Source organism: Streptomyces sp. NPDC051018 (assembly GCF_044456085.1).
GTDB lineage: Bacteria > Actinomycetota > Actinomycetes > Streptomycetales > Streptomycetaceae > Streptomyces.
This window is the reverse complement of the sequence record NZ_JBITFN010000001.1, coordinates 180095-195468: the sequence shown is the minus strand read 5'-3', so window position 1 is coordinate 195468 and position 15374 is coordinate 180095. Positions and strand designations below refer to the sequence as shown.

The following is a 15374-nucleotide window of genomic DNA, read 5'->3' as shown; positions in this document are numbered from 1 at the left end:
GCGGACCCTGAACGGGCCCGCTCGGCTCCGTGCGGGCTCAGATATGGGCCGCGCCCGCGCCCGCCTCGGCGTTCTCACCGCGCTTGGTCAGCAGGGCGATCAGGATGGCGACGGCCGAGATGCCCGCGGCGACGAGACAGGCCAGGCCCATCCCCGACACGAAGGTCTCGTGCGCGACATCGGTGATCTTGGCGACGACCTCGGCCGGAGTCCCCTCCGCCACCGGGGGCACCCCGACCTCGACGGCCTTGGTCGCACCCTCCAACTGCTCGGGGGGCAGCGGCGGAAGCCCCGCACGGGTCCAGTTGTCCGCGAGGTCGCTGTCGACCTTGGCGGCCATCACCGCACCGAGGACCGCCGTTCCCAGGCTGCCGCCGATCTGCATGGCGGCCTGCTGGAGACCACCCGCGACCCCGGACAGTTCCATGGGGGCGTTGCCCACGATGACCTCGGTCGCGCCCACCATGACCGGCGCGAGACCCAGCCCGAGCAGGGCGAACCAGATCGACATCGTCAGGCTGCCCGTGCCGGGCTCCAGGGTGGACATGCCGAACAGCGCGACCGTGGTGAAGGTCATGCCGGCCGCCAGGGGAATCCTCGGCCCCATCTTGGTGATCACGGCACCGGCCAGCGGGGAGCCGACGATCATCATTCCGGTGAGGGGCAGCAGATGGAGTCCGGCGTCGACCGGGCTCAGCCCGTGCACGTTCTGGAGATAGAAGGTGACGAAGAACAGACCGCCCATGAAGCCGATCGCCATGAGCACCATCAGCACCACACCGGCGGACAGCGGAACCGAGCGGAACAGCTTCAGCGGGATGAGCGGCTCGGCGACCTTGGTCTCCCAGATGGCGAACAGGGCGAAGGCGACCACCGACGCACCGATGAAGCCCAGGGTCTTCCCGTCGCCCCAGCCCCACTCGGCGGCCTTGATCAGCGCCCAGACGAGGCAGAACATGGCGCCCGAAAGAAGCAGGATGCCCGGGATGTCGAAGGACTTGGGCGCGTTCTTGGCGCGGTGGTCCTTGAGGATCACCAGACCGAGGGTGAGGGCGATGATGCCCACGGGGACGTTGATGAAGAACACGGACTGCCAGCTGACGTGCTCGACCAGCAGACCGCCGACGATCGGGCCGCCCGCGGTCGAGGCACCGATCACCATGCCCCAGATGCCGATCGCCATGTTCAGCTTCTCGGCCGGGAAGCTCGCGCGCAGCAGTCCGAGCGCGGCGGGCATCAGCAGCGCGCCGAACAGGCCCTGGCCCACCCGGAAGGTGACGACCATGGCGATACTGCCGGAGAGGCCGATGGCGGCGGATGTGGCGGCGAAGCCGACGACACCGATGAGGAAGGTCTGGCGGTGGCCGAAACGGTCACCCAGCTTCCCCGCGGTGATCAGGGTGACGGCGAGCGCGAGGAAGTAGCCGTGACTGATCCACTGGACATCGGCCAGCGTGGCATCGAGGTCGCTGGCGATCGCCGGGTTCGCGATCGCCACGATCGTGCCGTCCAGGGCGACCATCATCACGCCGATGGCCACGGCGAAGAGCGTCAGCCATGGGTGGCCGCGGAGCCCCTTGGCCGGGGCCTGAAAGGAGTCCTGCGGATCCTTCGGCGTCTTTTCGATGGTGGTCTGACTAGTCATGCGCAAGAGGCTAATGTCAGCTACTGACAGTTGACAAACCATTTCACTAGTCGGTAACTGTCATGTGGGTCACAGGTACGCTGGGCCATGTCGATGTGACCGGAACACCGCACATTTCGTGCCACCACCATCGGCGGTTCACGCCCTGCGCACAGCGCCAGTAGTTCATGAAGTGAGGCCATGTAGTGACGGTCGAGCCGGCCGCCGGGCTGCGGGAGCGGAAGAAGCAGCGGACCCGCAACGATCTGGCGCGCGCGGCGCTGGAGCTGTTCATCGGCAAGGGCTACGAGCAGACCACGGTCGATGAGATCGCCGAGGCGGCGGACGTCTCGCAGCGGACCTTCTTCCGGTACTTCGCCAGCAAGGAGGAGGTCGCCTTCACCATCCAGACGCTGATCGAGTCCCACTTCGTGGAGGCGGTACGCGAACGTCCGGCCCACGAGCCGCCGTTCGAGGCGATGCGGCGAGCGGTGCTGGCGGCGTGGGACACGATCGGTGAGGCGATCGAGGAGATCATCCCCCTCGAACTGCATATGCGCGCCTATCTGGTGATCGAATCCACCCCGGCGCTGCTGGCCGTGCATCTGCGACGCAGCACGGAACTGGAGGAGAAGATCGCCCGGCTCATCGCCGACCGCGAGGGCCTCGACATCGACACGGACCCCCGGCCGCGGGTGGCCGTGGCCGCGTTCAGCGGGGTGATGCGGGTGGCGGGCCGGGTCTGGGGTCAGGGCGAGGACGTCAGCGCGGACGCGATCCGGGATCTCACGGCGGACTATCTGGAGCACCTGGGGGCGGCGTTGGCGGGGGACTGGCGGAACGGTTGAGGTGGGGCGGGGCGGTGGGTGCGGGTGCCCTCTGGGTGCGCCGGTGGCCGCCGCGAGGTCCGTCCTCAAACGCCGGACGGGCTGGGGTTTCGCGCTCCCGCCCACCGGCCACGCCAAGCAACCCCCACCCCGGGCCGAAGTCCGTCCTCAAACGCCGGACAGGCTGGAATGTGCCGCTGCCCGGCCCCCGGGCGCCGGACAGACCGGGAATCGCGCTCCCACCCAACGGCCACGCCAAGCAACCCCCACCCCAGGCCGAAGTCCGTCCTCAAACGCCGGACAGGCTGGAATGTGCCGCTGCCCGGCCCCCGGGGGGCGGGTGGGGTGAGTTGGCTCACGGCGGGCACGGGGGAGGGGGGAGGTCTCCTAGGGTGTTCCGCAGTGACTTCCTTCGAACCCTCCCCCACCATCACCGTCTGGCGCGCTCTGCTCGCCCTGGCGGTCGTGTTCATCATGCTGGCGACGACCGGCTGGACGGCCGTACGTCACGGCGGCGGCCCGCGCGGGGTCTTCGACGCCGAGCTGGCGGGCTGGCGGAAAGCGCACATCGGCACCCGGCCGCTCCCCCGCCCCGACGCACCCGCGCACCGCACGGCCGCGTTCTTCGCGTCCATCGGCCAGTACCACCGCACCCGGCTCGCCGACCGCTTCCCCCATGTGGTCGGCAACCTCAACGGCGCCCCGGTCGCCCTGCGTTACCGCGCCAACCGCACCGCCCTCGTCCGGGCGCTCAAGCACGAGCGGGGGCGTGTTGCCGCCGCCCTGCTCAGCCCGGACGGCCTGCGTGACGCGGTGCGCCGCATACACCGGTACCGGGCGCTGATGAGCCCCGGACGGCAGATCCTCGCGTTCGACCCGTCCGGCTCCGGCAAGGTCGCCGAGGTGCTCGGCGACCTCGACACCGCCGAACGGGTCTCCGTGATCGTGCCCGGGGTGGACACCCATCTCCTCACCTTCGAGCGTTCGACGCGCGAGCACACCGCGCCCGTCGGCATGGCCCAGTCGCTGTACGCCGCCGAGCGGGCCGCCTCCCCCCGTACCCGTACCGCAGTCATCGCCTGGGCCGACTACACCGCGCCCGTGGGACTCGGTATGGACTCGGCGACCGGGCGGCTCGCGGAGAACGGTTCGGTGCGGCTGGCCGCGCTCACCGCCGCACTGCCGGGAACATCCGAAATCGCCCTGATATGCCACAGTTACGGCTCCGTTCTCTGCGGAGTCGCCGCACGCCGGCTCACCGGGCGGGTGACCGATATCGCCGTGGCGGGCAGCCCGGGCATGCGCGCCGGGAACGTCGCCGGGCTGGACGCCCGCGCCCGCGTCTGGGCGATGCGCGACAGCGACGACTGGATCGAGGACGTGCCGCATCTGGAGGTCGGCGGGCTCGGACACGGCGAGGACCCGATGTCCCGCGCCTTCGGCGCGCGCCGGATGTCGGCGGCGGGCGCAATCGGCCACACCGGCTACTTCGAGCCAGGAACGGAGAGCCTCATCAACCTCGCGGAAATAGGCGTCGGGGCCTACGACGGCGTGAGCTGCGCGGGCGAGGACGACACGTGCCGCAGCGATATTTCCGGAGAAGCGGCGGCCTGACGCGCGTAGAACTTCGCCGGGCGGGCTCAGCGCCAAGGGGCGACGCGCGGGCGCCCGCCGCCTACGATGATGCGTATGGGTGATGTACTGGCGGGAATTCAAGCCACATGGGAGTTCGAGTCCGACTCCGTGCTCATCCGCTTTGAACGGGGGCACCGCACGCCGAAGCTCTTCCAGGCGCTCCGCGAACGCCGCATCCCCCACGAGGCGTTGGCGTCGGTGACACTCACCCCGGGCAAGCGGGGCACCGTGGTGCTGCACGCGGCACCCAGACCCGGCGCGGATCCGCTGATGGAGGCGGCCGCCGGACAGCTGAGGGAAGAGAGCGACCCGTACCGGCTGGTGCTGCCCGCCGAACGGGACACCCTGGCCGAGTACTACCGGGACGAGTTGCGGGCAGCGCTCCCCCCGGACGCGGACCAGCCGGCCGCGCGGTACACCGTGGCCGCGCCCAGCCCGCCGCTGAACTTCAAGGCGTACGACGGCAAGGCGTCGTTCGACGGCAGGCGGGTGGACTTCCGCTGGTCGTGGACCGGCGCCTCCTCCGCCAAGTGGAAGGCGGGCGACCAGAGTTTCGCGGTGGCCGAGCTGAGCGGTGTCGAGTGGCGTACCCCTGAGGCGCTCGACGGATATCTGCGGCTGCTGCGCCGCTCGGGGGACGACACCCGCCCCGCCAAGGCCGATCAGGACCCGGCCGCGGTGCTGTTCGGGCTGCGCAACGGTCCCGTCCACGAGTCCCTGCCGTTCGCGGCGGCCGTACTGGAGTCCGTACAGAAGTCCGGAGCGGCTCCGGTGATGGCCCTGCGCTCCGGGCGGCGGGACCCCGCGGACATCGCCGAGCGGATCCGGCACCTCGGGGAGCTGCATCAGGCGGGACTGGTGACGGACGAGGAGTTCAGCTCGAAGAAGGCGGAGCTGCTGTCGGAGCTGTAGCGCCGCCGCCTCCCCCGCCGCCGGGGCGCCCGGCGGCGGGGCGCCCGGCGGCGGGGCGCCCGGCGGCGGGGGCCGTACGAGGGTCGTGCGCGCGCCCGCGGTTCACCCCGGGCGGAAGCCGTCGTGCGGGGCGCCTGGCCGGGAGCCGCTGTCCGGAAGCCGTCGAACGGGACCGTTGCCCGGGAGCCGGTCCGGGCGGGCCGGCGCGCGGGGTGTCATACCCAGGTATGACACCCCCACCCCTGCCGGGAGGATGACGCCACCGCCCCGCGGGGATGCCTACCCTGGCTGTCCTATGTCGCAGTCACCCCAGCCTCCCCTCTGGCAGTCCGGCCGCGAGCAGTTGCGCCTCCTCGCCCACGCCCTCCGTACGCCGTCCCATCCCCCCACCGCCGTTCTGGCCTCTGCACGGAACCCCTGGCTCCGGCGGCTGCCCTATGTTGTGGTGTTCGCGGCCATCGCCGTGCTGCTGCCCGTCACCGTGACCGTGCTGTCCCAGGATTACGGGATATCCGGGCCCGCGGCCGGGGGGCTGGCCGTCGCCCAGACCGCACCGTTGTTGCTGGCGCTGACGCGGCCCCTCCAGGCCTGGTGGATCGTGTTCGCCGCGGATGTGATCGGCGCGGCCGCGATGATCAACGGTGCGGAGGGGGCCGCCGGGCGGTCCTGGCCGTGGACGCCGATGGTCGTCGTCGGCTACCTGCTGCTGATGGCCCTGCTCGGGCTGCGGGAGTCACGCCGCACGCTGGTGGCCGTCTGGCTGGCGACGGGCGCGGCGAGCGTACTGTTCGAGATGATCCGTTCGGATCTCAGCGACGGGGTCTGGGTTCTGCTGTTCACCCTGTCCGGAGCGATCCTGGCCGTCACGGGCGCCTTGCGGGAGCGGGGCGACGTCCAGCGGAGGCTGGACGCTCAGGAGACCATCAGCGAGGCGGAGCGGGCCCGGCGCACCTTGCTGGAGGAGCGGACGCGGATCGCGCGCGAGCTGCACGACGTCGTCGCCCACCACATGTCCGTGATCACCGTGCAGGCGGACTCGGCGCCGTACCGGATCCAGGGGCTGCCGGCCGGGGCGCGCGAGGAGTTCGGGGCGATCGCGGCGAGCGCGCGCGAGTCGCTGACGGAGATGCGGCGGCTGCTGTCGGTGCTCAGGAGCGAGGAGACGGACGGGGAACTGGCCCCGCAGCCCGGGATCGCGCGGGTGCAGCAGTTGGTGGAGGCGACCGTACGGGCGGGGGTGCCCGCGGAGTTGTCGCTGAGCGTGGACGGGGCGCCGGTGCCGCAGACCGTGGACCTGTCCGCGTACCGGATCGTGCAGGAGGCGCTGGCGAACGTGGTGCGGCACGCCCCGGGCGCGACGACACGGGTCTCCCTCACCTCCGACGGCACCCATCTGACGGTGGTCGTGGTCAACGGCCCGGCGGACACGGCGAGTCCGCCGGGCCCTCCGCTGGAGTCGGCGGGCACCGGCCACGGGCTCGTCGGGATGCGTGAACGCGTACGGTTGACCGGCGGCACGCTGGACACGGGCCCGCTGCCGGACGGCGGTTTCCGGGTGGCCGCGCGTCTGCCGCTGACCACGCCCGAGGACCCGAACCGGCCCCGGGTTCCAGAATCCGACCTCGACGGAGGATGACGAGTGACGATCCGCGTGATCATCGTCGACGACCAGGCCATGGTCCGGGCCGGATTCGCCGCCCTGCTCTCGGCCCAGACGGACATCGATGTGGTCGGCGAGGCGCCGGACGGGCGGGCGGGGGTGGAGGTGGCGCGGTCCACCCACCCGGACGTGGTCCTGATGGACGTCCGGATGCCGGAGATGGACGGACTCGCGGCGGCGCGGGCGATCCTGCACCCGCCGCCGGGAGTCGTACACATCCCGAAGGTCCTGATGCTGACGACCTTCGACGTGGACGACTATGTGTACGAGGCGCTGCGCGCGGGCGCCTCGGGCTTTCTGCTGAAGGACGCGCCCCCGGCGGATCTGATCGCGGCGGTCCGGGTGGTCGCGGCGGGCGAGGCGCTGCTGGCGCCCTCCGTGACACGCCGTCTGATCGCGGACTTCGCGGCCCAGCGCCCGGCGCCCCGCAAGGACCCGTCCCTCCGGCTGAAGGGGCTCACCCCACGGGAGACGGAGGTGCTGGAGCTGATAGCGCGCGGGCTGTCGAACCAGGAGATCGCGGGCCGGCTGATCGTCGCCGAGCAGACCGTCAAGACGCATATCGGGCGGGTGCTGGCGAAGCTGGACCTGCGTGACCGGGCACAGGCGGTGATCTTCGCGTACGAGTCGGGGCTGGTGCGCCCCGGCACGGCGTAAGGCATCTCCCCGGTTCGGCCGGGGGTTCCTCCGGGCCGGAGCCGAGGGGCCCTCACCGCGGGTCCGCCCGCCACCGATGACGTAACCAACCCGGTATGACCACCCGGACACGGCCCCCGCGCACCCCCCGCGCGCGGACGGCGGAGGCGCCGCCCGTCACCCACCCCCTACCCCGGTAGCACATACGGCACGGCTCCCCGGTGTGACGTGCACGGGCAGTCCCGCTCCCTACCTTCCCCTCGTCACGCCGAGGGCGAGAGGGAGGGGAACGGGAATGCGCCGGTACAAGAGGACCGTCGTCGGGCTCGCGTTCACGACGACCGTGGTCACCGGGGTCACGGGATGGGCGTCGGGCAACTCCCAGCGTCCGGTGACCGGTCCGCCGCCCGGCACGGCCGCCTGGGTCGGCGACCGCTCCCTCGGCCGGGCGCTGCCCGACCCCGCGACCGCGGCGCCCGGCCGGGTGGCCGCCTTCTTCGCGGGCCTCGGCGCCGGAGCCCGGCAGGACCTCGTCCGCCGGCACCCCCAGGTCGTCGGAAACCTCGACGGCGTCCCCGTGAAGCTGCGATACCAGGCCAACTCCCTGGCGCTCCGGGGCACCCCCCACGAGCGGCTGGCCCGGCCCGGCCGCCAGATCCTGGCCTTCGACCCCCGCGGCCGGGGCCAGGTCGTCGAGGTGTACGGAGATCTGGAGCGGGCACGGCATGTGGCCGTGGTCGTCCCGGGGTCCGACATCGACGCCCGGACCTTCGACCGCGCCGGCGACCCCTACGGCACCCCGGCCGGTATGGCGAAGTCCCTGCGGGCCGCCGCCGGGTCCGCCACCGCCGTCATCGCCTGGACCGGGTACACCACCCCGGTCGGCATCGGCCCGGACGCGGCCAGGGGGGAGCTCGCGGAGGCGGGCGCCGAGCGGCTCACCCGCTTCACCGAGGGCCTCGCGGCACGGGGAACACCCCGGCCGAGCCTGTTCTGCCACAGCTACGGCTCCGTCGTCTGCGGTCTCGCCGCCGACGCCGTCAAGGCGTCCGACATCGTCGTCCTCGGCTCCCCCGGTATGCGCGCGGGCTCCGTCGCCGACCTGCGGACGGGCGCCCGGGTCTGGGCCGCCAAGGACCCGTCGGACTGGATCTCCAAGGTGCCGAACGTCCGGCTCCTCGGGCTCGGTCACGGCAACGACCCCGCCGCGCCGGGCTTCGGCGCCCAGCGGGTCCCCGCCGAGCGGGCCGAGGGCCACACCGGCTATTTCGCCCCCGGCACCGACTCGCTCCACGCCTTCGCCGCCATCACCCAGGGGGACCTCCGGTGAAACTCGCCGACAGGATCGAAGCGGGTACGCCCGCCCACCGCGACCGCGCCATCGACGGGCTCCGGGCCCTCGCACTGCTCGCCGTGCCCCTCGGGCACTGGCTGCTCGGCGGCTTCGAACTGGGCTCGGACGGCGCGCTGCGCAACGCCAGCCCGCTCTCCGCCTTCGGTTTCTTCGCGCCCCTGAGCTGGGTGCTCCAGATGCTGGGGATCTTCTTCCTGGTCGGCGGCTACGCCTCCGTCCACTCCTACCACCGCCGCAGGGGATCCACCGCCCAGTGGCTGCGGCAGCGCGTCGCCCGCCTCGGCCGGCCCGTACTCGGCGTCACCGCCGTGTGGGCGGTGCTGATCCCCGTGCTGTACGCGCTCGGCGTACCGGGCACCACTCTGCGTACGGGATCGACGCTGGTCATCCAGCCCCTGTGGTTCGTCGGCGTGTACACGGTCGTCACCGCGCTGACCCCCTGGTGCGTCCGCGCCGCCCGCCGGCTGGGCGTCTGGGCCGCCGCTCCCCTGCTCGGTTCGGTGGCGTTGGTCGACCTGCTCCGCTACGGGCCCGCCGCTGACGCCATGCCGTCCTGGCTGAGTGTGCTGAACATCCTGCCGGGCTGGCTGTTCGCGTATCAGCTCGGCGTCTCCTGGGGCGAGAGCCGCCTCGCGCACGGCGGCCCGGAGGCCGTCCCGGCGCGGGCGAGGCTCTGGAGGCGGTACGGCTTCGCGCTGCTCATCGGCGGTACGGCCCTGTTCGCGCTGCTGCTCGCGGTCTTCGACTACCCGGCGTCGATGGTGGGCGTACCGGGAGAGGCGCGGACGAACTCCCACCCTCCGTCCCTGCTCGTGCTGGCCCTCGCCGCCGCGCAGAGCGGCGCGGCGATCCTGCTGCGCGACCGTCTCGCGAAGCTCCTCGCGAGGCCGGTGCTGTGGGCTCCGGTGGTGGTGATCAACCTGTCCGCGATGACGATCCTGTGCTGGCACCAGACCGCGATGCTGGCGGCGGCCGTACCGGCGTCCTTCGCGGGCGCGGTCCCCGGGCTGACGACCGCGCCGGACACCCTCGGCTGGGTGGCGGCCCGGGTCGCGTGGCTGCCGCTGTTCGCCGGGCTGCTGGTGCTGATCGGGCACCGGACGCGGGCCTTCGAGTCACCGTGGGCGACGGGTACGGGCGCCGCGAGGGCGCGCCGCGCGCTCGCGGGGGTGCTGGCGGCGGCCTTCGCGTTCTTCGCTCTGGGGCTGGCATGAATTGTAGTGAACGTTCCATTCAGCGAGAGAGGGTCCCCGGGCGGCCGACCGCCGGTCCCGGGCCCCCGGGCTCCTACTCCCTCGCCGTAGCCGTCGAGGACATGTCCGGATACCGGTCCCCCGCCACCTGCCCGGCGATCGGCTCCAGCAGAGCCAGCTCGTCATCGGTGAGCGTCAGCCGGGTGGCTGCGGTGTTCTCCCTCAGCCGGCTCACCTTGCGCGTACCCGGGATCGGCACCACGGTCAGCGAGTGGACCAGGGCCCGCTGCTGCACCCACGCCAGGGCGATCTGGCCCACGGTCGCCCCGTGCGCCTCCGCGACCCGGCGCACCGGGTCGAGCAGGGCCGCGTTCGTCCGTGCGTTGTCGCCGGTGAAACGCGGCTGGTACACCCGGAAGTCGCCCCGCGTCAGATCCTTGGCGGCATCGGCGAACGCCCCGGTCAGAAAGCCGCGGCCGAGCGGTGAGTACGCGACGAGGGCGACGCCCAGCCCGGCCGCCGCGCCCACCGCGCTGCGCTCCACGTCCCTGCTGAACAGCGACCACTCCGACTGGAGGGCGGCGATGGGGTGCACCGCGTACGCCTCGCGCAGTTCGGGGCCGGTGACCTCGCTCAGCCCGAGATGGCGCACCTTGCCCGCCGTGACCAGTTCGGCCATCGCCCCGACGGACTCGGCGAGCGGCACATCCGGGTCGCGGCGGTGCATGTAGTAGAGGTCGATGGTGTCGATGCCGAGCCGCCCGAGGCTCGCGTCGACCGACCGGCGGATGTACGCCGGGTCATTGCGCACGCCCCGGTAGTGGTCGTCGTCGGTCCGCTCGATGCCGAACTTCGTCGCGACGGTGATCTCGTCGCGGTGCCGTGCGATGAACGGGGCGAGGAAGCGCTCATTGGCGCCCCGCCCGTACACGTCGGCCGTGTCGAACAGGGTGACCCCGGCCTCCAGCGCCGCCTCCAGGGTCTCGCGGGCGGCGGGGTCGTCGGTCTCGCCGTAGAACTCGCTCATGCCCATGCACCCCAGGCCCTGGGCACCGACCAGCGGCCCCTCGGCCCCGAGGCGCACCTCCGCGATACGTGTGGTCATTCCGTGTCCCATCAGGGTCAGCTCCCTCTCCGGCCGCCGCCGTGCGACGTGCGGCCGTTCAGTGCGTGCGGCCCGCGTAGTGCTCGATCTTGTGGTCCAGTACGGCCAGGGTGTCCTGGAGCTCCGCGATACGGGTGAGGACGTCGTCCCGGGTCCGCTCCAGCAGCTCCCGCCGCTCCCCGGCGGTGTGCCGGCCGGCCCGTACGAGCTCGGCGTAGCGGACCATGTCGGCCACCGGCATCCCGGTCAGCCGGAGCTTGCCGACGAGCGCGAGCCAGTCCAGATCGCGATTGGTGAAGCGGCGCTGCCCGGTGTGCGACCGGTCGACGTGCGGCATCAGCCCGATCCGCTCGTACCAGCGCAGGGTGTGCGCCGAGAGCCCGGTCCAGGCGGCGACCTCGCTGATCGTGTAGCGGTCCCGTCCTTCGGGCCGTGGATGTGCGGGAGGAACCGGCTTGCAGAGATCCGTCCCCGCGGAGCTGCTCTGGATCAGCGTCATGTCTTCCACGCTAAAACCCTTGAGTGCACTCCAGGCAAGCGAAAGGACTGGAATCTCCCGCCGGGCGCTCCTAACCTCCCGGGCTATGACTACCTCCCGGGCTATGACTCTCGTACGCCGAGCCGCCCCGAAGGACGCCGAAGAACTGGTCCGACTGCGGAAGATCATGCTGGACGCCTGCTCCGGCCCGAACCCCGATGTCAGCTGGCAGCCGCTCGCCGTCGCGGCGCTGCGGGAGAGGCTCGGTGACCCGGGCGGGAATCTGACCGCGTTCGTGGTGGAGCGGCCCGGGGGGCTGGCCGCCTGTGCCATCGGCTCCATCGAGCGGCCGCTGCCGGGACCCGGCAACCCCCGGGGGGTGGTGGGCCATGTCTTCAGCGTCGCCACCGACCCGGACATGCGCCGTCAGGGGTACTCCCGGGCCTGTATGCAGGCGCTGGTCGGCTGGTTCCGGGAGCGCGAGGTGCCCAAGGTCGATCTGAGGGCCTCACCGGAGGGGGAGCCGCTGTACGAGGCGCTCGGCTTCGTCCGCACCCGTGAGCCCGCGATGCGCCTCGCCCTCTGAGAGCCCGGGTCCGTCGCATAGGCTCGGATGCATGCAGAGCCTGGCCCTGATCGAGAACTGGCCCGTGCCGGCCGCCGCGGCGGCCGTCGTACGGGCGGACGGCACCGTCACCGGCACCCGGGGACCGGTCTCCCGGCCGTTCCCCCTCGCCTCGGTGACCAAGCCTCTGACGGCGTACGCGGTGCTCGTGGCGTACGAGGAGGGCGCGGTCGAACTCGACGAGCCCGCCGGGCCCGAGGGGTCCACGGTCCGCCACCTCCTGGCGCACACCTCGGGGCTCGCCTTCGACGAGCACCGGGTCAGCGCGCCGCCGGGTACCCGCCGGGTCTACTCGAACGCCGGTTTCGAGGTGCTCGCCGACCATGTCGCCAAGGCGACGGAGATCCCCTTCGAGCAGTATCTGCACCAGGCGGTGCTGGAGCCGCTGGGGATGACGGCGACCTCGCTGGAGGGCTCTCCGGCGAAGGACGCGGTGTCGACCGCGGACGATCTGGCGCGGTTCGCGGCGGAGGTGCAGGCGCCCCGGCTGCTGGACGCGCGTACCGTCCTCGACGCGATGACGGTCGTCCACCCCGGGCTGGCGGGGCTGCTGCCCGGGTACGGCCGCCAGACCCCGAACGACTGGGGCCTCGGCTTCGAGATCCGCGACGCCAAGTCGCCGCACTGGACGGGCTCGTCGTCCTCACCGCGTACCTTCGGACACTTCGGGCAGTCGGGCACGTTCCTGTGGATCGACCCGGACGCGGGGGCTGCGTGCGTCGCGCTCACGGACCGGGCGTTCGGGCCGTGGGCGATCGAGGCGTGGCCCGCCTTCACGGACGCGGTGCTCGCCGAACTGCGCGGCTCAGCCTGACATCTCCCAGACCAGCACCTCGGCCCGGTCCCGGCCCGCCGTCAGCTCCAGCCCCTCGCCGTCCGTGATCCGCGCGGCGTCCCCGGGGCCCAACTCCTCGCCCGCGAGGGCCACTTCACCCCGTACGACATGGATGTACGCCGCTTCGGCGTCCGGAACCTCGGTGCGCTCCCCGGGCGCGAGCCGGCGGACGTGGAGCACGGCGCCGGCCGCGGGGAGCGCGTACGGGGTCGAGTCGGCGATCCCCCGGACGACCTCGTACGAGGGCTCACCGCCGGGCTCCAGCGGCGCGAGCCACATCTGGACGAACACCAGGGGCCCGGGCGCGTCGTTGCGCTCGGCGTGGCGCACTCCGCCGGCGGAGCTGAGCCGCTGGACGTCCCCCGGCCGTACGACAGTCGCGTGCCCGGTGGAGTCCCGGTGCGTCAGCTCCCCCTCCACGACCCAGGTCACGATCTCCGTATGGCTGTGCGGATGCTCGTCGAACCCCGCACCGGGAGCGAGCCGCTCCTCATTGCAGGCGAGCAGGGCGCCGAAGCGAATGTTGTCCGGGTCGTAGTGCCCCCCGAAGGAGAAGGCGTGCCAGGTCTCCACCCCCGCCCGCGCTTCCCCACCCCGATACCGCTCCCCTGCCCGCCACACCCCGATCACCCCTCCAACCTACCCCTCCCCCTCTCCCCCACCCGCCCTTCGACCACCAACCCCCACCCCCCAGCCCGCCCGCCGCTTGAGGACGAACCCGCACACCCAGCCCGCCCGCCGCTTGAGGACGAACCCGCACACCCAGCCCACCCGACGCTTGAGGACGAACCCCGGGCCGGGGCAACGGCCACCCGGCACGACACCCCACCCCAAACCACCCACCCCTCCCCACCCGACACCAAGGACGGACCCGCACAATCCAGCCCGTCCGGCGTTTGAGGACGGACCCCGGGCCGGGGCAACGGCCACCGGGCACGGCACCGGACCCCGAACCGCCCCCCCCAGCCCGTCCGGCGCTTGAGGACAACCCCCGGCCCGGGCGGGGGGGGGGGGGGGCGCCCGGGGCCCGGGGGGGGGGGGGGGGGGGGGGGGGGGCCCCCCCCCCCCGGGCCCCCCCCCCCCCCCCCCCCCCCCCCCCCCCCCCCGCCCCGCCGCCCCCCCCCAACCCCCGGCCCGGGCGAGGGCCCACCCCCCACCCCCGCCCCACGGAAGATCGTGGGGGGGAACCCCGCCAATGGGTTCCGGCCTCCCGATAAGGCAGTCTTGTCCCCGTGCCCGAACCTGCAGCGAACGACGCCCACCCGCATCCCGCGACCCTGCGACGCCTGGAGCAGTCAGCCGGCCGGCTCGCCGCGAACGCCATCGCGCGCATGGACGAGTCACTGCCGTGGTACCGCGCGATGCCCCCGGAGAACCGGTCGTGGATCGGTCTGGTCGCCCAGGCCGGCATCGCGGCGTTCACGGAGTGGTTCCGGCATCCGGAAACCCCGCAGGCCATCTCGACCGACGTCTTCGGCACGGCCCCCCGCGAGCTGACCCGTGCGATCACCCTGCGCCAGACCGTGGAGATGGTGCGGACGACCATTGAGGTCATGGAGTCTGCGATCGAGGAGGTCGCCGCCCCCGGCGACGAGGCGGTGCTGCGCGAGGCCCTGCTGGTGTACGCACGGGAGATCGCGTTCGCGACCGCCCAGGTGTACGCCCAGGCCGCCGAGGCCCGCGGCGCCTGGGACGCGCGCCTGGAGTCACTGGTGGTGAACGCCGTGCTGTCGGGCGAGGCCGACGAGGGCGCCGTCTCCCGCGCCGCCGCGCTCGGCTGGAACTCGCCCGAGCATGTGTGCGTCATCCTCGGCACCGCCCCCGACGGTGACAGCGAGCTGACGGTGGAGGCGATCCGCCGCGCGGCCCGGCACGCCAAGCTCCAGGTGCTCACGGGCGTCCTCGGTGACCGGCTCGTGGTCATCGCGGGCGGCAGCGACAACCCCCTCCAGGTCGCGAAGGCGCTGATCGGCCCGTATGCGGCGGGCCCGGTCGTCGCGGGGCCCGTGGTGCCCGATCTGCTGGCCGCCACCAGATCCGCGGGGGCCGCGGCCGCGGGCCTGAAGGCGTGTTCCGCCTGGCAGGACGCGCCACGCCCGGTACTGGCGGACGATCTCCTCCCGGAGCGCGCCATCGCCGCGGACCCCGCCGCCCGCGAGCAGTTGGTGGAGGAGATCTACAGACCACTGGAAGAGGCGGGTTCCGCGCTTCTCGAAACTCTCAGTGTCTATCTGGAACAGGCCAGCAGTCTCGAAGGCGCGGCGCGCATGCTCTTCGTCCACCCCAACACCGTGCGCTACCGGCTGCGACGTGTGACAGACGTCACCGGTTGGTCACCCTCAGATGTGCGCTCAGCCTTTACGCTGCGAATCGCGCTCATCCTCGGGCGCCTGGCCGACGGAGATCCGCAGTCCTAGACTTTTGTCGGACACCAACAATTCCCCCAATGGTTCTTCGTCCCTGTCCCCACGGGCGTCAGGGGCCGTATAC

General features: G+C 72.5%; 14 protein-coding genes. 10 read left to right on the top strand and 4 right to left on the bottom strand.

Translation table 11 applies throughout. The annotated features are described in order from the left end of the window. Window positions 1-37: 37 nt before the first annotated feature. On the bottom strand, window positions 38-1645 hold the full coding sequence (locus tag ACIBCM_RS00745; RefSeq protein ID WP_399238639.1) for an MFS transporter: 1608 nt from the start codon (window positions 1643-1645) through the stop codon (window positions 38-40). Window positions 1646-1830: 185 nt separating this feature from the next. On the opposite strand from ACIBCM_RS00745, the gene ACIBCM_RS00740 reads away from it, so the two are divergent. From ACIBCM_RS00740 to ACIBCM_RS00710, 7 genes are all read left to right on the top strand, one after another. Next, entirely contained in the window at window positions 1831-2472 is a 642-nt protein-coding gene (locus ACIBCM_RS00740) for a TetR family transcriptional regulator (RefSeq protein ID WP_399238637.1), read from the top strand. A gap of 381 nt (window positions 2473-2853) precedes the next feature. Continuing rightward, window positions 2854-4065 carry an alpha/beta hydrolase gene (locus ACIBCM_RS00735; protein WP_399238635.1) on the top strand — a complete coding sequence of 404 codons (1212 nt, stop codon included), beginning with the start codon at window positions 2854-2856 and terminating at the stop codon, window positions 4063-4065. Window positions 4066-4140: 75 nt separating this feature from the next. After that, entirely contained in the window at window positions 4141-4998 is an 858-nt protein-coding gene (locus ACIBCM_RS00730; RefSeq protein ID WP_399238632.1) for a DUF4429 domain-containing protein, read from the top strand. Between the two features lie 295 nt (window positions 4999-5293). Further along, the gene (locus ACIBCM_RS00725; protein ID WP_399238630.1) at window positions 5294-6634 is read left to right on the top strand and encodes a sensor histidine kinase; all 1341 of its coding nucleotides are present in this window, start codon (window positions 5294-5296) and stop codon (window positions 6632-6634) included. A gap of 3 nt (window positions 6635-6637) precedes the next feature. Continuing rightward, a complete protein-coding gene (locus tag ACIBCM_RS00720; RefSeq protein WP_399238628.1) occupies window positions 6638-7315 on the top strand; it encodes a response regulator in 678 nt (225 codons plus the stop codon). A 274-nt stretch (window positions 7316-7589) separates the two neighbouring features. Then, window positions 7590-8624 (top strand): alpha/beta hydrolase, encoded by a 1035-nt coding sequence (locus ACIBCM_RS00715; RefSeq protein ID WP_399238626.1) that lies wholly within the window; start codon window positions 7590-7592, stop codon window positions 8622-8624. Further along, window positions 8621-9862 carry an acyltransferase gene (locus tag ACIBCM_RS00710; protein ID WP_399238623.1) on the top strand — a complete coding sequence of 414 codons (1242 nt, stop codon included), beginning with the start codon at window positions 8621-8623 and terminating at the stop codon, window positions 9860-9862. The genes ACIBCM_RS00715 and ACIBCM_RS00710 overlap by 4 nt, the downstream gene beginning before the upstream one ends. Before the next feature lie 73 nt (window positions 9863-9935). Here the strand turns inward: ACIBCM_RS00710 and ACIBCM_RS00705 are convergent, their stop codons facing one another. Beyond that, window positions 9936-10946 (bottom strand): aldo/keto reductase, encoded by a 1011-nt coding sequence (locus ACIBCM_RS00705; RefSeq protein ID WP_399238621.1) that lies wholly within the window; start codon window positions 10944-10946, stop codon window positions 9936-9938. A 58-nt stretch (window positions 10947-11004) separates the two neighbouring features. Beyond that, window positions 11005-11445 (bottom strand): MerR family transcriptional regulator, encoded by a 441-nt coding sequence (locus ACIBCM_RS00700; protein WP_399238618.1) that lies wholly within the window; start codon window positions 11443-11445, stop codon window positions 11005-11007. Between the two features lie 103 nt (window positions 11446-11548). Between ACIBCM_RS00700 and ACIBCM_RS00695 the strand changes: the two genes are divergently transcribed. Together ACIBCM_RS00695 and ACIBCM_RS00690 are read left to right on the top strand one after the other, a co-directional pair. Then, window positions 11549-12010 (top strand): GNAT family N-acetyltransferase, encoded by a 462-nt coding sequence (locus ACIBCM_RS00695; protein ID WP_399238615.1) that lies wholly within the window; start codon window positions 11549-11551, stop codon window positions 12008-12010. Window positions 12011-12041: 31 nt separating this feature from the next. Then, window positions 12042-12863 carry a serine hydrolase domain-containing protein gene (locus tag ACIBCM_RS00690; RefSeq protein ID WP_399238613.1) on the top strand — a complete coding sequence of 274 codons (822 nt, stop codon included), beginning with the start codon at window positions 12042-12044 and terminating at the stop codon, window positions 12861-12863. Here ACIBCM_RS00690 and ACIBCM_RS00685 read toward each other — a convergent pair. Then, window positions 12855-13514, bottom strand: a complete 660-nt coding sequence (locus ACIBCM_RS00685; RefSeq protein ID WP_399238611.1) for a pirin family protein — start codon at window positions 13512-13514, stop codon at window positions 12855-12857. The genes ACIBCM_RS00690 and ACIBCM_RS00685 overlap by 9 nt on opposite strands. Window positions 13515-14116: 602 nt before the next feature. Between ACIBCM_RS00685 and ACIBCM_RS00680 the strand changes: the two genes are divergently transcribed. Next, the gene (locus ACIBCM_RS00680; RefSeq protein ID WP_399238609.1) at window positions 14117-15301 is read left to right on the top strand and encodes a PucR family transcriptional regulator; all 1185 of its coding nucleotides are present in this window, start codon (window positions 14117-14119) and stop codon (window positions 15299-15301) included. Window positions 15302-15374 lie beyond the last annotated feature (73 nt).